General features: G+C 52.6%; 10 protein-coding genes. 7 read left to right on the top strand and 3 right to left on the bottom strand.

The window, feature by feature from the left end; all coding sequences use genetic code 11:
* Complete coding sequence (locus tag IM700_RS14415; RefSeq protein WP_193417705.1) at positions 1 to 2,097, top strand: alpha-galactosidase; 2,097 nt, start codon at positions 1 to 3, stop codon at positions 2,095 to 2,097.
* Positions 2,098 to 2,319: 222 nt separating this feature from the next.
* On the opposite strand, the gene IM700_RS14410 is transcribed toward IM700_RS14415, so the two are convergent.
* Both IM700_RS14410 and IM700_RS14405 read right to left on the bottom strand, forming a co-directional pair.
* The gene (locus IM700_RS14410; protein WP_193417707.1) at positions 2,320 to 8,736 is read right to left on the bottom strand and encodes a polysaccharide lyase family 8 super-sandwich domain-containing protein; all 6,417 of its coding nucleotides are present in this window, start codon (positions 8,734 to 8,736) and stop codon (positions 2,320 to 2,322) included.
* Positions 8,737 to 9,064: 328 nt separating this feature from the next.
* Entirely contained in the window at positions 9,065 to 11,386 is a 2,322-nt protein-coding gene (locus IM700_RS14405) for a helix-turn-helix domain-containing protein (RefSeq protein ID WP_193417709.1), read from the bottom strand.
* Positions 11,387 to 11,824: 438 nt separating this feature from the next.
* Between IM700_RS14405 and IM700_RS14400 the strand changes: the two genes are divergently transcribed.
* The 4 genes from IM700_RS14400 (at position 11,825) to IM700_RS14385 (ending at position 16,637) form a co-directional block, all read left to right on the top strand.
* Positions 11,825 to 12,763, top strand: a complete 939-nt coding sequence (locus IM700_RS14400; RefSeq protein WP_193417711.1) for an ABC transporter permease — start codon at positions 11,825 to 11,827, stop codon at positions 12,761 to 12,763.
* Between the two features lie 137 nt (positions 12,764 to 12,900).
* Complete coding sequence (locus IM700_RS14395) at positions 12,901 to 13,779, top strand: carbohydrate ABC transporter permease (protein WP_193417713.1); 879 nt, start codon at positions 12,901 to 12,903, stop codon at positions 13,777 to 13,779.
* Between the two features lie 256 nt (positions 13,780 to 14,035).
* Positions 14,036 to 15,565, top strand: a complete 1,530-nt coding sequence (locus IM700_RS14390; protein WP_193417715.1) for a DUF3502 domain-containing protein — start codon at positions 14,036 to 14,038, stop codon at positions 15,563 to 15,565.
* Positions 15,566 to 15,590: 25 nt separating this feature from the next.
* Positions 15,591 to 16,637 carry a glycoside hydrolase family 130 protein gene (locus IM700_RS14385; RefSeq protein WP_193417717.1) on the top strand — a complete coding sequence of 349 codons (1,047 nt, stop codon included), beginning with the start codon at positions 15,591 to 15,593 and terminating at the stop codon, positions 16,635 to 16,637.
* Positions 16,638 to 16,710: 73 nt separating this feature from the next.
* Here IM700_RS14385 and IM700_RS14380 read toward each other — a convergent pair whose 3' ends face one another.
* Entirely contained in the window at positions 16,711 to 17,196 is a 486-nt protein-coding gene (locus IM700_RS14380) for a DUF6803 family protein (RefSeq protein WP_193417719.1), read from the bottom strand.
* 237 nt (positions 17,197 to 17,433) lie between these two features.
* On the opposite strand from IM700_RS14380, the gene IM700_RS14375 reads away from it, so the two are divergent.
* The gene (locus tag IM700_RS14375; protein ID WP_193417721.1) at positions 17,434 to 18,528 is read left to right on the top strand and encodes a glycosyltransferase; all 1,095 of its coding nucleotides are present in this window, start codon (positions 17,434 to 17,436) and stop codon (positions 18,526 to 18,528) included.
* The gene (locus IM700_RS14370; protein ID WP_193417723.1) at positions 18,525 to 19,166 is read left to right on the top strand and encodes a glycerol-3-phosphate acyltransferase; all 642 of its coding nucleotides are present in this window, start codon (positions 18,525 to 18,527) and stop codon (positions 19,164 to 19,166) included. The genes IM700_RS14375 and IM700_RS14370 overlap by 4 nt, the downstream gene beginning before the upstream one ends.
* Positions 19,167 to 19,217 lie beyond the last annotated feature (51 nt).

The following is a 19,217-nucleotide window of genomic DNA, read 5'->3' as shown; positions in this document are numbered from 1 at the left end:
ATGATCTCCCACGACCCGGCGACTCGGTTGTTTCATATTCGCACCGCTAGCATGTCTTACGTCTTCCGCGCGGGGGATTACCTGCAAAACCTGTATTGGGGCAAAGCCCTCGCCGCCGAGGATTTGGCCGATCTTCCGGAGGCTTCGTTCCACAGCTCTTTCGATTACGATACGCTGCTGGAACGAGAAGAGTACGGCTGTTGGACCGGCCGAAGCTACAGCGAACCTTGTCTTGCCATCGCTTCGGAGCGCGGCCGCCATCTGGCGATGAGATTCGCCGGCCATGAAATATCCGAGGAGCGAGAGGGCATCCAAACGCTGAAGATCTTCTTGTCCGGTAACGAAGGGGCGATATCAGTCACCCTGGGATATGAAGTCCACGCGGCCTACGACATCGTGTCGCGTTCCGCGACGGTCACGAATCAGGGCGTTCCGGTGACGCTGGAAAACGTGAACTCGGCGGCGCTTCATCTGCCGGAGCTCTCGCATTATTCGCTGCGCTACCTGACCGGCAAGTGGGCGGGAGAGTTTCAGATGACGGATATGCCGGTCGAAACCGGCGCGTTCACGATGCAGTCCAAGCGAGGAATAACGGGGCCGCATTTCAATCCTTGCTTTGCGCTGTCGGAAGCGGCGACCGAACGGGAAGGAGAGGTTTGGTTCGGCCTGCTCGCGTACAGCGGCAATTGGAAAATTACCGTAGAAAAAACGATTTTCAACAACGTGAAAGTCGTCGGCGGCGTGAACGACTTCGACTTTGCTTACCCGCTGGGGCAAGGCGAGAGCTTTACGACGCCCGCCTTCCTGTTCGGGTATGCGGAAGCGGGATTCGGCAGCATGAGTCGCAAGCTTCATCGCTTTGAACGCGATCGCGTCTTGGCCGCCTCCGCGAAGCCGCGGCGGATACTGTACAATTCATGGGAAGCGACCGCTTTTTCCGTGGACGTACGGGAGCAAAAGAAGCTGGCCGACAAGGCGGCGAAAATGGGCGTCGAGCTGTTCGTGGTCGATGACGGCTGGTTTGGCGAACGGCATAGCGACAAGGCGGGGCTTGGCGATTGGCATGCGAACCGGGAGAAGTTTCCGAACGGGCTCGGGGAGCTCATCGCACACGTCAACGGGCTGGGGATGGACTTCGGCATCTGGGTCGAGCCCGAAGCGGTGAACCCGGATAGCGAGCTGTACCGCAAGCACCCGGATTGGATATACCGTTTCGACGGCAGCGAACCGCTGCAATTGAGGAACCAGTATGTGCTGAATATCACGAAACCGCCCGTGCGCCGCTACATCCTTGAGATGCTGCACAGCCTGCTTCGCTCCGGCAACATCCGCTTCCTGAAGTGGGACATGAACCGCTCGATCAGCGATTTGGGAGAAGGCGGCGGTACGAAGGACCGCCGGCTGTGGGTAGAGCACGTCCATGCCTTGTACGAAATTTGGAGCGAACTGCGGCGGGATCACCCGGACGTCGAGCTGGAAACGTGCGCCGGAGGAGGCGGGCGCATCGATTTGGGCATTCTCCGCTATGCGGCGCAATGCTGGCCCAGCGATAATACGGACCCGTTTGACCGTTTGTTCATCCAGCACGGTTTCACGCAGTTTTACGCTCCTCAGATCATGATGTGCTGGGTAACGGACACGCCGTCCGGCGCGGGCAAGGCGAATCGAAGCATCGCCTACAAGTTTCACAGCGCCATGTGCGGAGGACTCGGCATCGGCGCCGACATCAACCGCCTATCTCCGGAGGAAGCGGCAGAATATAAGCGGCATATCCTTCAGTACAAGGAAATCCGCGAAACGATTTTACACGGGGATCTCTTCCGTCTTCGGCCACCGGGCGAGTCCGGTTTGACGGCGGTAGAGTACGTCGGCCCGTCCGGGGACGAGATCGTCGTGTTGGCCTTTTTGCACGCGCAGCAGTACGGGGATTCCTGTCCAAGGCTCAAGCTGCAAGGCCTATCGGAGAACGCCCGGTATGAACTGGCGGGGGACGGCAAGCGGTATCACGGCAGTACGCTGATGCATTACGGATTGCCGATCGAATTGAAGGGCGATTTCGACAGCGCCTTGTTTGTATTGCGGCGTACTGAACGATAGCTTACCCGCGTAAAAGCGGAAGGCCCCCTTTCCGTCAGGGAAGGGAGCCGTACGTCGCAGCTGTTAATGCCTGGCGCTTTATTAGCTCCGATCGGGAAGGCATATCGCCCGAATTGGAGTTCAGCGGCAGGGGATAACGGGTTGGAGATGGCTACAAAAAGCGCAGGCACAGCATGAGGAACAGATCTGTTCCTGTGCTGTGCCTGCTGTTATTTATGTTTATTATTGTTCCAAAATCCGAACCAATAGGCTTACCGCTTCCGCCCGGGTCGCAGTACCGTTCGGAACGAACTCATTATCGCCGCGGCCGCTCACGATGTCCAGCTTGCGAACCGCCTCAATTGCGCCTTTCGCCCAATTCGGGATGTCCTTATCGTCCGCGAAGCCGGTCGTTGCGCCTGCTTCAGCAGACAATTGAAGCGCCCTAGCGATCATTGCTGCCATTTCCGCCCGGGTAATCCGCCCATTCGGTTGGAAGCTACCGTCCGCGTACCCGCTCACAATGCCTGCTTCAACAGCATTCGCGATCTCTTGCTTCGCCCATCCACCGATTTTGGCCTCGTCCGTAAACGCAGTCGCTGAACCTGCTCCTTCCAGCTTAAGTGCCTTGGCCAGCATAACCGTAAACTCGGCGCGTGTAATAGTGGCATTCGGCTTGAACGTTCCGTCCGGATAGCCGCTGACAAGCTTCATCCCCGCCGCGCTCAGGATGGCGTTCTGTGCCCAATGTCCCACGATGTCTGTGAATGATGGTACCGGCGCGTTCGTTTCGCCGTTTTCATCCTTCTTCTCATCTACAGCCATGACCGCAAACTTGGTGAAGTGATCCACCTCGGCCGTAATTCGATCGCCGTTCACGATGCCGCCTATTTCATTCCATGCTTTCTTTGCTTCGTCATAGTAGAAGACAGCGACCCTCTGATTGTCTCCTACGAGAGACGGATCGAACTTCATCGAGATAGTGATCGGCTTCTTGAAGTTGCCGGTTGTATTTTTGGTCAATTCAAAGATGTTGCTGACAAGTGTCTCCTTATCAAAAACGAGATTTGCCGTACTGATCAGCTTCTCGATCTTGATGCGGATCTCTTGCTCTGCCACGCCTACGCCTACCGTAAGGATCACTTCTTTATCGAGGCTGACCTCTCCGGCCCGACCGCTCGGAATAAGAATGATGCCGTTCGTCGATTCGATGACGGAGGTAGTATGGCTTCCATTACCTGTGCCGCTGACTGGCGTTTCCGGTTGGGGATCCCTCGGCGTCTCCGGACCCGGAACCTTCGGTGTCGCCGTCACGACATTGGAGAAGTCACTCTCGCCTCGCGCATCTACGGCTTTCACCGCGAACGCATAGCTCTTTCCGTTCGTCAATCCAGTTACCCCATACGTGGCTGCCGTTACGCTGGCTTGAACTAACTGCCAGTTGCCCGGATCGGCCGGCGCCGCCGTGCCTTCATATTGGTACACGGAATAAGTAACGCTTTCCGCTGAAGCATCCCATCTCAAGGTTGCGGATCGATCTCCGGGCGCTGCCGTCAAATTCCTAGGCGAAGCTGGGACAGATACATCATCCGGCGACGGGATCACCTCATTCGACGGCGCGGACGAGGCCGATTCCCATTTGGCGTTCCTTGCTATCACCGTAAAGGTATATGCCGTACCGTTCATCAGACCGGTGACGGTGATCGGGCTGCCCGAGCCTTCCGCCGTCGAGACAGCTTCTCCGTTTGCCCAGGCGGTTACTTCATAGCCTGTAATTTCGCTTCCGCCGTTACGGTTCGGCTCGGTAAAGCTCACCTCGGCGGACCCGTTATGGCCGACGGCATGCACATCGGCGGGGGCGTCCGGAGCGGTAATTAGGGAAGGATACACCTTGAATTCCCAGAGTGAGTAGCCGTATGTGCTTCCTCTTTTCGTGCCATACATCTGAACGTATCGTGCATTCACCGGCTCGAAGGAGATTTTATCGATTCCGCCGGTGCCGGTAGTGGTGCTGTAAACGGTAGTCCAATTCGATGCGTCGTCGGAAACCCGAATTTGGTACTCCTTGCCGTACGCGCTTTCCCAATGCAGATCGACCTTCTCGATGGTTTGGCTGGACCCTAGATCGACGTAGATCCACTCCGAGTCGGAATAGTTAGATCCCCAACGGGTAGTTAATACGCCATCGACTGCATTGCCGGGAGCCACGTCAGCCGCTCTGTACGAGCTTGCCACTACCGACTTGCCTTCTGCAAGATTGAGGGGCAAATCTTCGTATACTTTAAATTCATAAAGCGAGTAGCCGTTTCCGGTGCCCTGTTGAACGCCCTGCATCCGAACGTACCTGGCACTGACCGGATTGAAAGAAATATCTTCGATTCCGCCGTTACCCATCGTTGTAGAGTAAACATCCATCCAGGTATGGGCATCGTTCGATACTTGAATCTTATAGCTTTTTCCGTACGCTTTTTCCCAATTCAGCCTAACTTTATGGATCACATATTGATCTTGCAAATCTACATAAATCCATTCATTATCCGAATGGTCTGAGCTCCAGTACGATGTTCTGTATATATCCGTAGCATTCGAGGCAGCTCGAATATTTTTACTGGATGAAGCAAATGCGCCTTTATCGTAAGCGAGGTCGAATCCTCTGTCGTCAATGGAGGCTTTCTCATCCGAAGTGATGCTTCGGCCTGTGAACGTATCCTTGCCGAGCTTGTAGCTGGTCGTGGTTTTTTCTCCGTTTCGATCCAGCGTCACGTTCACAGTAATTCCTGGAGTTTCGGGATTGGAGACGGAAATACGGACAGGAGCTGCGGATTCGTCAACGATAACCAATGCGGGTTGATCTACGGTGACGGTCAAGCCGTCTCTCAAATTCACCGTTCCGGGTTTATAAAACAGCAATTCCGCTATTTGCAGAGTGTTATGCCGGACAGCCTGAATAGAAGATGTATTCGAGAGAATCGTTAGCGGGATGTTGCTCGCGTAGTTGCTGACCTCGTCAGAATTTTTGTTTGGCAATACAATGTACTGGTAGGAGGCGTTTGTGGGCTTTACGCCATGATCCAGCCAAATCGAAAAAATCGATTTCGTGATCTGATCCGTGGAACTTCCCGTAACCACGTCACTCCAACTGCCGGTTTTCGTTTCCCGTTTGATTTGAAAATCCGTCGGATTCGGGAATACATAGCCGATGTTATCGTTATAGGCCCAGCGTCCGGTAGTTTGCATCGTTCCGTCCGCTATCGGATTGCCATCTACGAAAACTTCGCCTATCGCTTGGCTTTGGTTCAAGGTCGTGTGGATCGGCGCGGCATTCGTCGAAGCGATTCCTGCGCCAAGCGCTACCATTTCATCATCGAAGAAAAAGTAACCTTTCTTTCCGCTTGTACTCAACTTGTTGAAATCAAACGCGGTGGCTCCATAACGTTCATTTGTTACGCCGCCTACAAAGGTTCTCGGATTATTGAAATTGCCGTCTTTCGTGAGCGCGTACGGAGCCGTCGTGCCGGGAACGTGGGCCCAATCCATCAACGGGTAAACGGGTCTGTATTCGTCTCCGGTTCTTTGAATGGCTGTGGCTCCTTGCGGCGTCCAGTACAACAGGTTATATCCGCTGGGATTAATCGTTCTCCATTCGCCGCCCTTGACCGTGCTTGAAGACATTTTGACCGTAATCCCGTAGTCGGATCGCATATGAGAGGAGACAAGCGTCTGCCATTGCGTCATATTGTTGTTGTCCAGTCCGTTGCTCGTGTTCGTACCGACCTTGCGAATATTATCAAGGAAACTCGCAAACTCCGCGGCCCTCTCCGGATTGGCCGGTTGCATCCACTGTAACGGATCTTCATAGAAGGTCAAAGCCGCGCTCGCATAATCCGGCCAATCGGGTCCATTCATCCCCATGCCCAAATCCGCAACATCGCCTCTTACGAGATACCTGGTGCCGTCCAACAAATAGGACGATAACGAATCAATCGCCGCTTTGCTGTAGTGGAATACGGTATCGGAGGTGATGTACGCCCAGAATGACATATCTCGGGCAAAGCTTCTTCCGTAACCTGTCGTATAGTTCGTTTTGCCATGCATGAAAAAGGACATGTCCGACTGGATTCCCGTCACCGTCGTCGTTACATTCGACAGTACGTTAAACGCATTTACGGCGTTCCGAACGATTTGGGCATCCTCCAGCAATAAACCGCGGTACATATAATTTTGATTGTACCAGGAGGAATTGGCTCCATCGACCGTGTGAGGGCTGCTGTCTAACGTGCCGATAATATTGGAGACTTGCGATTCCGTTAAATAGCCTTCACATAGAAGCGCAATTTTTTCCAGCCTTAATTGTTTGCCGATTCCCGTCTCCCACCAGTTGGTTGAAGTCGGCTTTACCGTAAACCAATAGTCTAGCGCCTTTTGAATACCGTCTAGCAGCGCTTCACTATGATAGTTTGGATCATTCGGGTCAGCGAAAGCCTGCGCCATCGATTGCATCCGATCTAAGGCAAGATAGGGCGACCAACCTCTCCCGTTGGCGGCGGAAGTTGTACTCGCGTAATCGACATCCCCCCAGCTCCCATCCGGGTTTTGACTGGATAAGTAAGTGGCAGCCTTTGATTTGAAGGTCCATTCGACCCGACCGTTCGTTCCGTCGTTTATGATGTCTCTAGAGATGTAGTAATCAACCATACGCTTTTTCATTAATTTCATATCCGCGATCTCTTGAGGAGTACTGGCCTTGTCAACAATTTGGAAATAGAATCGATGAGCATTTTCCGTATAACCGTCATTTAGCAAATAGGCGATGTAATACTCGCCCGGCGCCAAGTCTTTGAGACTTGGATACTCTTTTCGCCCCTCACTTTTGTCTGTAAGTGTTATCGTGCCATTGGGAAGGTCGTTCACATAACCCCATTTCCAGGCATTCGTCCCTTTCTTGGGGGTTTCGCTTTTGAGGTAAATACCGATCCAATCTTTATTGCCTTGCGCCCCTGTGTAATGGATGGTTAACGGCTGCCCGCGCTCTACAACTGTTTGATCCATGCTCAACGTGCTGCTGAATTCGGGCTCGGGAGCTGACGGCAGGCTCAGGTCCGCGTAACTGCGCGGCTTCACATTGAACTTGGATACGACAGCGCGGTGGTCGGACAAATAAGTATCCAACTGGATGTCCGCATAAGATGTCGGCCCGCCTTTCACCGTCTTTTCTCCGATCAATTTGCTTTCCACTGTTGTTGCGGGACCACCGGCATACACGTAATCAATCCGATCATATACTTCCGGATTTCTCCACTCGGTGCCTTCGACCGCCCAAGTGATCCCTGGCGCTGCGGCCGGATCAGGATGCATGGACCGATAGGAATCGACCATGCCCAATTCATCGAGTTTCTTCGATACCGGCCATTCCACCACCTTACCGAAATAACGGTCTTTCGTTGCCTCCGTCCAATCCAGGTGCGACGGCACATTGAAGTCTCCTGTCAGAAAGACGGGCATCCCTTGTCCGGCGAGGGCAGGGAGCTTGCTGAACGGGTTGCGCATCTCGGCCATATGCTTGAGGTTTTCATCGGCAAGGACACTCTCTACTGTCTTGCCATCTGCGATGCTGTAAGGGCCGTAAGGGGTGGATGACAAATGCACATTGCTGATCGCCACAGCTCTGCCCGAATCTACTTCAATCAGGTAGTAATCTTGTTCCTTATCGACATCGAGTATCGGATATTTGCTCATGAGACTAACATTTGGGCTTGCCTTCATGCTGACATAGTATCCTAACGATGCAGCCACCTGAGTTACGATGGTATTGTTGGATTCTTGAATGCCTATCACATCTGGGTCTGCCGTCCGGATCAAGTTCTCGAGGAAGTTGACGACACGATCTATGCCGTTCTTTTTGATCGCATCCCCCGACCAAAGGTTCAAGCTCATCACGGTGAGTTCGATTTCCGGTTTCGGTTCGGGGCCCGGCGTCGTCGAAGTTACCGTGACTTCAATCGTTGTCGATTTCCCTTCGAGCGTAATGTTGATCTCAGCGTTCCCCTCTGACACGGCCTTCACCAGTCCGGTTGAGGTCACCGTTGCCACTTGCGGCATGCTGCTGACATACTGGATGCCATTTGCCGTTGTAACATCTTGGGTTTCATTCGTACTATAGGTAGCTTCAACTTGCAGTTGCTCACTGTCTTCTTGTTGATTCAGCGTTAGCGCCACTGATTCGGGAGTCGCCTTCAATTGTGTGATTTCCTTGCCAACAATCTGGAAGTAAAAGCGGTCAGCGTTCTCCGTATAACCGTCATTAAGTAAATACGCGAGATAATATTCGCCTGGTGCCAAATCCTTTAAGCTTGGATATTCTTTTCGACCCTCACTGTTGTCTGTAAGTGTTATCGTGCCGTCGGGTAGGTCATTCACATAATCCCATCTCCAAGCGTTAGTTCCCTGCTCGGGCGTTTCGTTTTTGAGGTAAATGCCGATCCAATCTTTATTGCTTTGCGCCCCCGTGTAATGGATAGTTAATGGCTGCCCGAGTTCTACTACCGTTTGATCCATACTCAGCGTGCTGCGTTCCGAAGCACGCACAACATTCGTAGACATACTGCCCCATGTTCCTACCAAGAGGATGAATGCCATCAACGATTTCAACAGTTTACTCATGAGCCGCTGCCCCCTTGAGTAGCAAGACAGATTAATCCCTTTAAGCATCTTTGCATTTGGTTAGCCATCCACATGACCTCCTTGGTTTAACTAATCATCGAAAGTTGATGACAGCGCTTTCCAAATTGTTTTGTTCTCCTTTCCTCGAGACCGCCATCGTCAGCGGCGGTGTCCCGTTATTTGTGTCGTAACCTTACCAAACCCCTGCAGCAACGACAATTCCAGCAAGCTCCAATTTTTCCTGCAAGCGCAGATTTACGAACTTCCCAAAAACAACACGATTTCGATAATGAACGATTTTTGTGGATGGACAACCTGTATTTCACGTTTATTTCATGTTCTTATGCGATCTCCGATACTGAGCCGGAGTCATTCCGTACACCTTTTTAAAGACGGAGTAGAAGGTATTCAAAGAGGAAAACCCATAGTTTTGGATGATCGGTTCGATCGGCGAATCGGAAGCCAGTAACTCGCGGCAAATCAAATCCAACCTTCTTTCCGAAATCGTGTCCGTGATCGATCGGTTCGTCTCCGCTTTGTATAAGCTACGCAGATAGTTCACGGACAACCCCAGCTCATCGGCCAGCATTTTAGAGGAAAGGTTAGGATCGTTTAGCCGTTCTCCAATCAGACGCTTCACTTGCTCGATCAGCACCGCGTTCCTGGACAGGCTGCGAGCAGCCGCGATATCCTCCAGCGTCTTGTCCAGCAGCTTTTCCATCCAGAGGGCTACGCTTTCAAGCGTCTCTAGCCGAATGATCTGATTTTCGAGCGAAGTCAATCCCCATGAGCTAGGCAACGGCTGATGCAGCTGATCCTGCATCAATCGGCGCATATCGTTAAACAAAGCGATCAGCGACATTTTACACTCAAAATAAGGCAACTCCCTCAGCGTTTCTACGGCAAAAGCCATAATCTGCAGTACCGTATCCCGGTTTCCTTTCTGGATCGCTTGCGTCATTTGACGCTCCTTTTCCAGCGGAAGATGAAACAGGAGGCCGGGGGCGCCGGACAATTGGCTCACAAGAATCATCGCGCCGTGACCAAACCGGAATCGTTCCTGCGTTAATTCGTAGGTTTCCAAATATACCTCGTGCATGTCGGTCAGGCTATGGAGCGTTCTGCCCCAGGCCACGGTCGTTCCGATCGACAAGTACTGTTGCAGCAATTCCTGTGATCCGCGCAGCTTGTCCGCGAAATCGGGGGATAGTGCTGCTGCAGACAGGACGACGGCGATATGATCGTTCCCCATATCGACCGTTTGCAGCCGGTGATCCGAGGCTTGCAGCGACTCCTGGATAATATTCGCCATCGCGAAGCGGAGCAACCGGCGGTCTTTCTCCGAATAGATCCCCGTAAATTCCGCAAAGCGGTCTATCCGAAAAATCGCAACAGACAAATGGGTTTCCGGCAGATCGATCTCCCACTCTTTGAAATGCCTGCGGATTTCAGCAGGGGAGCCGGCTTCGTCGCCTAAAAATTCGCGTAGAAACCGTTCCTTGCCAAGAATCTTGTTATGTCGCCAATGTTCGGTCAATTCATCGATCTGTTCTTTTTGGGCTGTAAAGACACTAGATAGATAATCCAGCTCAGTTCCCGACTTACGATCCTCTAGCCGCTCGGCCCGATACTGCCGCATGACACTGCTGACCAATTCCTGAATGGGTGAGTATACCCGTTTGGAGATCAGGATGATGACGGTCAGCGAAGCAACGAACAGGCCTAGAAACAAGAATAGGCTGATGTTGCGGAGCACGGCAATCCGGCCCAGAATGACCGCCTTCGGAATGCTCTCAATGAAGGTCCAATCTTGAATGCCTTTAATCGAAGTTGTCGAGTAAACCAGAAGCTGCTCTTCCTGATCATGGGGCTTAAACAACTCCCAGCCGCTTTTTCTTAATTCCCCCTGATGGCTAAGCTCCAAAATTTGCTCGCCGCTAAGGCGGGCGGTGCTGAACACCTCTTCATTCCGGTCATTCAACACGGTCACTTGTCGGTTGGGATAGTTCGAATTGTTCTGAAGCAAGTTCATTAGTTTATCGGTATCTATATTCATGACGAAGGCGGAAATGGAACTGCCTTTTTCGTACAGTCTGACGATGGTGATCACCTCTTTGGTGGCCTTACCGCTAAGGGGAAGCGTCAGAGTCCTGGGTAAGGGAACGGCCCCGTCCGCCAATCTCGAATCGCGCAGCCGTTCCAAAATATCCTGGTCATAAAAAGTGACGGCGTCATTGATACCCAACCGGGAATCGACCACCGTGTCGGTGTAGTCGTTGATCAAGTAGACCGAATCGATCGCGGGGTTGGCGTTCTTAATCTCCCCCAGCCGGCTCCATACGTTATAAGTCTCAAAATCCGTGTAATGGTCGGAGAGCGCGTACACTTTCAGGTCGCTGTCATTGCTTGAGGCGTAGCTGTAATCCAAGGACCATTCCATGAGTCCGGCTGTATTTCGAGCGCTATTCAGCAGAAGCGATTCGGAATGATCGCCGATTTCCTTCAGCAGCGTTCTTGACGACTGCCAGTATAACAGCAGGAAGGAGATGGCCAAGACGAGTACGTTCGCGCTGACAAAATAAAAAATGATTTTCATGTAGGTCGGATGCTTCTTGAATGAAGCGAGGAGTGGAAAGTTGAAATTCGACATGCCAAAACCCCCGTTACTTCTCTCTCTTTTTGAAGAGGTAGTTCAAAAAGTCGTCTTTTGATCACGAAGTGATTCAAGAGGTAACACGGCATCGAATCTTGAATTCGGCCGGGCCTTCCGGTGCTCACGTACCCAAAAAGTACGCTCCGCTCCTCAGGCCCTAGCTTCATCCAACCTTCTCGGTGCTGAAAAGCCGACTTTTTGAACACGTATTAAAGTGCAGACTTATTGTAGCATATTGCGGGTTTCCGTCAGCAAAATCGTTCCTTTTTGGAAAAGTGATGCTTTTGGGAAAAGGCGAAATCCGCGCTTGCGGGAAGAATCCGAGTTTGCCGGAATTGTCCTCCCGACCTGGGGCTTGATATGGTGACGACATCGGACCGCAGACAACACAGCACCGGAACCCGATTTTAGACACATAAGGGAGGACTTGAAACCATGCAGTACGATCGAAACAAAGGGAGAGGATCCAAACTAAAACATATCGCTCGAAATCCTTTCCTTTACGTGATGGCTGTTCCTGGCCTGCTATTTTTCCTCGTCTTCAGTTATCTTCCCATCTACGGGATCACGATTGCATTCAAGGATTATGACTTCTCCAAAGGGATAACGGGAAGCGAATGGGTCGGCTTCAAAAACTTCGATTATTTCTTCACCTCGGACGATTTTTGGACCGTCCTGCGCAACACTTTGGTGCTGAACGCGCTGTTTATCTTCTTTACGACAGTCGCTGCCGTGCTTATCGCGCTAATGTTCAATGAAATTCGCAACAAATATTTTAAGAGGATCTCGCAATCTCTCATTTTCCTGCCTTATTTCATGTCCTGGATCGTGGTCGGGATGATTGTTCAGTCCATGTTCGGCGGGGAAGAGCCGATGCTTAACACTTGGCTGCAAAATATCGGCATGGAACCGGTCAACTGGATGTTTGAGTCGAGGTTGTGGCCCGCCATTCTTACCGTGATTCGGGTCTGGCAAGGGGCGGGGTATCTATCGATTATCTTCCTGGCGGCAATTACCGGAATTCCGGAGGATTTATATGAGGCAGCCCGTATCGACGGAGCCTCCAAGCTGCAGATTATGTACCGCATCACCTTGCCGTTGCTGGTGCCAACCATCATGATCATGACGCTGCTCTCCGTAGGCAAGATCTTCAATGGGGATTTTGCGATGATCTACGCCATTATCGGGGACAACTCCCTGCTGTATCCAACAACCGACGTCATCGATACCTTCGTGTTCCGCTCGATGAGACAATTGCACGATTTCGGGATGTCCTCGGCGGTCGGGCTGTTCCAATCGGTGATGGGCCTGATTTTCGTGCTCGTCGCCAATGGGGTAACCCGCAAGGTATCCAAAGAATCCGCACTATTTTAGAGGTTGTTCGAAAAGTCGTCTTCTCAGGACGAAGGAGTTCGGGGAGTGGATTCGACGTCGAATCTTGAATTTAGCCGGGCCTTCTTGGTCCTGAAACCCCGACTTTTTGAACTCACACATTTTTAGGAGGCAAAACGATGAGACAGAGTGTTCCGGACCGGATTTTTTCGGTGACCGCCTATACGATCATTCTATTGTTCACCTTATTCTGCCTGTTCCCCTTTCTGCTGATGGTCATCGGTTCTTTTACCGATGAGGGCGAACTGATCGCGCATGGATATACCTTATTCCCGCAAAAGTTTTCTTTGGCCGCGTATAAGGCGGTACTCCAGTCGGATGTATTGTTCAGCGGCTATCGAGTGACGGTTCTGGTCACAGCCGTCGGGGCGATCAGCGCGCTTTGCATTTCGGCCATGCTGGCCTACTCTTTGGCGAATAAGCGGAATGTCCTGCGGACGCCTTTCCTGCTCTTCTGCTATCTGCCGATGTTGTTCTCGGGAGGCATTATTCCATTCTATATCGTAGTCAGCCAGTGGCTGCATTTGCAAAATACCGTATGGGTGCTTATTCTTACAATGTTATGCCAGCCTTTTCTCGTCTTTCTGCTGGTCAGCTTCTTCCGCACCGTTCCCGAGGAACTGGAGGAAGCCGCCCGGATCGACGGGGCCAACGAAGTGCGGATTTTCTTCCAGATCATCCTGCCGATCTCGAAGCCGATCCTGGCCTCCGTCGGTCTGTTCTATGCCCTGAACTATTGGAATGACTGGTTTATGGGACTCATGTTCGTAGATAATGAGAAATTGTTTCCGCTGCAGTTGATTCTGCGCCGAATGGTATCCAATATGGAGGCCGCCAAAAACCTGATTCCTTCGGGCGCGGCCATCGCGATCACGCCGCCGACTTACGGCGTGCGCATGGCAACGACCGTTCTGACGATCGGCCCCATTATCCTGCTGTACCCGATGCTGCAGAAATACTTTGTCAAAGGCCTCACGGTAGGGGCCGTGAAAGGGTAACCGAAGATTCCGGCATTAACCGGAATCTTCCGGTTAAGCATAGATGCTTGATTTAAAAGGTTGTTCAATAAGTCATCTTTTGATCACGAAGCGGGTCAGGAAGTGGCGTCGACATCGAATCTTGAATTCAGTCGGGACTTCCGTTGCTCACGTACCCAAAACGTACGCTCCGCTACTCAGTCCCTAGCTTCATCCAACCTTCTCGGTGCTAAAAACCTGACTTTTTGAACACACAATTAACAGGGAGGTTAACAAAATGAAATTCAAAAAAATGTTTGGCACGGCGATGGCTACGATACTGGCTTCAGCGCTGCTGCTGGCCGGTTGCGGAGGCAACGGCGGGAATGCGGAGCCGGGCAGCACGAATTCGGGCGCCGGTTCCGCTTCCAACGCAGCGAAAGAAATCGTGGAGTTGAAGGCTTATCTTCCGGGGGATAAACCGGCCGGTTTTGATGAGGTGCTGCAGGCCGTCAATGACAAATTAAAGACGGACAACGTCGGCGCCTCGCTGAATATCAACTTTCTCCCGTGGTCGGATTACGGCAACACGGTAGCGGTTAAAATGTCCGCCGGCGAGGATTTCGACATGTACCTGGATGCACCATGGCTGTCCATGAACCAGATGATCGCCAGCAATTCGCTCCAAGCGTTGGACGCTATGGTAGAGGAGCGGCCTGAGCTGAAGGCATCCATTCCCGACGAAATGTGGGAATACAACAAGTTCGGAGGCAAAATTATGGGCATCCCGCTCGGAACGACGCAAGGATCGGTATACGGCCTGCTGATCCGCAAGGATTTGCGCGAAAAATACGGGTTGCCCGAGCTGAAAACGCTGGCCGACCTGGAGAAATTTTTGTATGCGGTCAAGGAAAACGAGAAGGACATCAAACCGTTTGTCATCAACGGGATCAAAGCGGACAAGTTGCCGTTTATCCTGAGCGACTCCGCCAATATGGCGCAGGATGAAGTGCTCGAAATCGGCGTCAACATGTTCGCCTATTCCACCAAAGACAAGAAAGTCGTCGGACAATGGGAAAGCCCGATGATCGCGGACGCTTTTGAACGCGTCACGAAGTTCTATAAAGACGGCATCTTGTCCAAAAACATCGCCCAGGAGCAAAATGCCGAAACGTTGTTCAAACAAGGCAAGTACGCCGCTACTTATTATGCGGCAGACGGCGTAGAAGGGCTGAAATATGCGGAAATGCTGAAGGACGGAAGCGACAAGCTGGAGGTTTTCGTGCCGAACGGCGATAAAGCTAAACCGTATACCGCCTTCCAACAATGGAATTTCCTTTGCATTCCCGCCTCCTCGAAGCATGCCGATCTGGCTATGGATGTAGCCAATTGGCTGTCGATCAAGGAAAACCACGATTTGATGGAATACGGTATCCAAGGGAAGGATTGGGAACCTGTCGGCGATACGAGTTATAAGGTGCTTTCGAGCTATGTTTTCCCGGGCTATACACTGACTTGGCGTCCGACGCTCAACCGCACGCCGGATACGATGATGGCGGACGACAAGAAGTGGTTCGATTTCTCCGCCGACCCGGCTAACTTTACGCTCAGCCCAACGGCAGGGTTCACCTTTGATGCTGAAAAAGTCAAAACCGAATACGCCAAAATCACGCCGTTCCACGACTCTTTATTCCTGCCGCTAGCCCAAGGCGTGCTGCCCGCGGATAAAGGCAAAGCGATGTTGGAGGAGAAAATCATGGGCGTAGGCGGGCAAAAAGTCATCGATGAAATTCAAGCGCAAATCGATGCCGTGGCATCCGGCAAATAACATAACAGAAAGAGGTACTTCATCTATGAATGTGAAACGCTGCGCGCAAAATCCTGTGATCCGAGCGGAGGATGTTAAGCCCTCGCGCCCTGATTTTAAAGTGTTGGGGGCATTTAACGCCGGTGTTGCCCAATACGAAGACGAAACGATTCTGCTTCTTCGCGTCGCGGAAGCGCCGATTTCGGTCCGGGCCGGCGAAGTGCTTGTTCCCCGGTTAAACGAAGCGGGTACCGAGGTGATCGTGGAGCGTTATGAAGATACCGATCCGCGTTACGATTTCTCCGATTCGCGCTTTGTCGCGATGGACGGACGGGTGGTCATGCTTACGTCCCTCTCCCATCTCCGTGTCGCAAGAAGCAGGGACGGCGTTCATTTCGACATCGATCCGCAGCCGGCCCTGTTCCCGGAGAATGCCCTGGAAGCTTGGGGGATGGAAGATCCGCGAGTAACCCAAATCGGGGATACGTATTACATCACCTACAGTTCCGCGTCCGTTCGCGGCGTTGGCGCAGGCTTAGTGGAAACGAAGGACTTCCGCACGTTCAAACGGCACGGGCTAATGCTGGCTCCCGAGAATAAAGACGTCATGTTGTTCCCGGAAAAAATAGGCGGGAAATATTATGCGCTGCACCGTCCGGTTCCGAAATCGTTCGGCGCCCCCGAAATGTGGATCGCCGAATCTCCGGACCTCTTGCATTGGGGCAATCACCGCTTTCTGATGGGCCTAAGCGAGCAAGGCTGGGATTCGGCGCGAATGGGCGGCGGCGCGGTTCCGATCCGCACGGAGCGCGGTTGGCTGGCGCTGTACCACGGGGCGGATACCAACCATCGTTATTGTATGGGGGCGGTACTGCTTGATTTGGAAGATCCGGGAAAAGTCATCGGGCGATCGGTTCGGCCGTTTATCGAGCCGGAAGCGGATTATGAGGTGAACGGATTTTTCGGCGGGGTCGTGTTCTCCTGCGGTGCGCTGCTGGTCGGGGATACCGTCCGCATGTACTATGGGGCGGCGGACGAAGTGATGGCGGTGGCGGATATTCCGCTGGACGACATCTTTAGCACGTTATCATAAAATCATAGGGTTAGGAAATTCAACATCAGATGCAAATAAAAAGCCCCTTCCATCCGGAAGGGGCTTCGCTTGCTTAATGGGACATCCCAGCCATCCCGCCGACGATTTCCGGATTGACCATCCCGAAGATCATGGCGATATGGGCCACGATCAGGAATCCGCTGACGAGGATAAAGTGCATCTTTAGCTTCTCGTCCTCGGATCGCTTGCGGCCAATGACGCCAAGTTCTAGCAGCGCCAACGGCAACAGGAAGAACGCCCCGCTCAGGTAGAACCCGACAGCCACGACGTCTACCCAGGTGTGCCATTCGCCGTTAACGGTCAAAGGAATGAACGCCGTAGGGAACAAATAGAGGAAAATGCCGGTAAAATAAAGCCCTGCCAAGATGCTGCAGATTTTATTGAAGGTGTTGAGGCCGCCCTGCCGCCCCCGGTTAAACAAGATGATAAATTCGGTGACGGTGATCGTCTCTGCAAAGATAACGGGGATCGCCATGAATAAAATCAAGTTCCACGGCTGGTTATCCGCCAGCAAAGACATGTAGTGCGTCATGCTCATGTTTCGTTTCCTCCAAGTAAGTTATTTGATTCACAACCCATTCTACAGAGCAATTGTGTGGAAAGTATGGAGAACCCATGTAGAATTTATTGCCCGGATTCGTTGAAAAAACTGGGAATGTCGACTACACTAGCGGTAGTCTCTCATACTTTTTCGGACATCTATGCTATTACGGACATAGAATACTCATATACGTGATTTCACTTTATTTCCGGTAAACGGAGAGGTGGGGCAGCGATGGGAGTTTGGATCGTATTGGCAATCGGGTGGATTGCGGGATGGATGCTGTTTCGGAGAGTCGTGCTTCCCAGACAGGAAGCGTCGTATTGCGGCGGTGAAAAGGTGTCGGTCATCATCCCGGCGCGGAACGAAGCCGGGAATTTGCCGCAGTTGCTAGGTTCGTTACAGCAGCAGACCTGTCCGCCCCATGAGATTATCGTGGTGGACGATTTTTCTGAGGATGAAACCTATGACATTGCCACGAGTTACGGGGTACACGTGATCCAGAACGAGCCTCTGCCTCCCGGCTGGACGGGGAAGACCTGGGCGGTTTGGAACGGGTATCGGCAATCGACTGGCGACGTGATCGCCTTCTTGGACGCCGACGTCCGCCTGGCACCCCGAGGCCTAGAGTCGTTGCTGCGGGCACGGGCCGAGGCGGGAGGCGTCATTTCCGCGGTGCCGTTTCATGTGACGGAGAAGTTTTACGAACGCCTGGCGTTAATCACTAACGTCCTGGGCGTATTTGCATTTACTTCGCCGTTTGAACGAAACAGCCCGAACAAGGGGCTGTATGGCTCCTGTATCGTGACGACGCGCCGCGATTACGAGACGATCCAGGGCCATGACAGCATCCGTTCGGAGCTGTTGGACGATTTGAACCTCGGCGCCAAATTCCGGGCGGCGGGGATCCCCGTGTCCAATTTTCTCGGCGGCGGCCTCGTCTCCTTCCGCATGTACCCGAACGGGATTCGCAGCGAGTTGGAGGGGTTTGGCAAAGGTGCTGTGTTGAGCACCGCCAAGCTGCGGCCCGCTACCACGCTGCTGGTTGCCGCGTGGCTAATCGGGTTGATCGCTTCCGAAGGCGCGTTATTCCTTTGGAATACGTCATGGCTTTATCCAGTGCTGATCGGATATTTGCTGTATGCAGCGCAGCTTTATTTCCTGGTGCGTGATGTCGGGAAATTCGGCAAATTCATGCCCCTGATACATGTGTTGTCCACGTTATTTTTCCTGGTGGTGCTCATCTATTCAGCTTATCAGGTGACGTTTCGCGGATCGGTCACCTGGAAAGGCCGGGACGTGCAGGTCGGAAGCAGGGGAGACCGATGATCCTCTGGCTGGCTGTCGCCGAGTTCTTGTGTGGGGCGTTGATGTTCTCTTATTGGCTAGGAAAGTTGGTCCGGAAGGATTTGAAGCATGTTGGGGACGGCAATCCGGGGGCGTTTAATTTATGGCGAGCCGCCGGTTACCGCTGGGGTTTGGCGGGAATTCTGCTGGATTTCCTAAAGGGGTATGTGCCTCTGGTGTTTCTGGTGGAATCGGGAATGCTGGGGCTGGATTATGGGATGACCATCGTCGCCGCCGCGCCGATTCTGGGCCACGCCTTTTCTCCGTTCCTCAAATTCAAGGGAGGTAAGGCGATCGCGGTAACCTTCGGCGTTTGGAGCGCGTTAACCCGATTTGAGGCGGCGTTGGCCTACGCGGTCATTCTGGCGGTGTTGCTCGCGGCATTTTTCTTCTATAAAAAGGGCAAATATGCATCGCGGGAAGCCGACGGGCTCCAGGTTGTGGCGGGGATGGCGTTATTGTCGATCTATCTTTTGGCTGCGGGCTACCCTCTAGCCATTTGGGGCGTATGGCTGGTGAACCTGTTGGTGATGGCTTACGCCAATCGGCAGGCGATTCGGGCCTTCCTAACCGGAAAGGGCGGAAATCTCCCCCGTTCCGGTAACGGAGTCACGTTGTGATCGGTGGATACGGCCAACTATGGAAATAAAATAGAAAACGAGGTATATATT

The sequence above is a fragment of the Paenibacillus rhizolycopersici genome, assembly GCF_014947195.2.
Classification (GTDB): domain Bacteria; phylum Bacillota; class Bacilli; order Paenibacillales; family Paenibacillaceae; genus Fontibacillus; species Fontibacillus rhizolycopersici.
Note: the sequence above shows the minus strand (reverse complement) of the source record. Positions and strands in the feature narration are given on the sequence as shown.

Excerpts from the sequence above, each read along its gene's own strand:
- IM700_RS14415 (WP_193417705.1), top strand. The coding sequence starts at position 1 with ATGATCTCCCACGACCCGGCGACTCGGTTGTTTCATATTCGCACCGCT.
- IM700_RS14410 (WP_193417707.1), bottom strand. The coding sequence starts at position 8,736 with ATGAGTAAACTGTTGAAATCGTTGATGGCATTCATCCTCTTGGTAGGA.
- IM700_RS14405 (WP_193417709.1), bottom strand. The coding sequence starts at position 11,386 with ATGTCGAATTTCAACTTTCCACTCCTCGCTTCATTCAAGAAGCATCCG.
- IM700_RS14400 (WP_193417711.1), top strand. The coding sequence starts at position 11,825 with ATGCAGTACGATCGAAACAAAGGGAGAGGATCCAAACTAAAACATATC.
- IM700_RS14395 (WP_193417713.1), top strand. The coding sequence starts at position 12,901 with ATGAGACAGAGTGTTCCGGACCGGATTTTTTCGGTGACCGCCTATACG.
- IM700_RS14390 (WP_193417715.1), top strand. The coding sequence starts at position 14,036 with ATGAAATTCAAAAAAATGTTTGGCACGGCGATGGCTACGATACTGGCT.
- IM700_RS14385 (WP_193417717.1), top strand. The coding sequence starts at position 15,591 with ATGAATGTGAAACGCTGCGCGCAAAATCCTGTGATCCGAGCGGAGGAT.
- IM700_RS14380 (WP_193417719.1), bottom strand. The coding sequence starts at position 17,196 with ATGAGCATGACGCACTACATGTCTTTGCTGGCGGATAACCAGCCGTGG.
- IM700_RS14375 (WP_193417721.1), top strand. The coding sequence starts at position 17,434 with ATGGGAGTTTGGATCGTATTGGCAATCGGGTGGATTGCGGGATGGATG.
- IM700_RS14370 (WP_193417723.1), top strand. The coding sequence starts at position 18,525 with ATGATCCTCTGGCTGGCTGTCGCCGAGTTCTTGTGTGGGGCGTTGATG.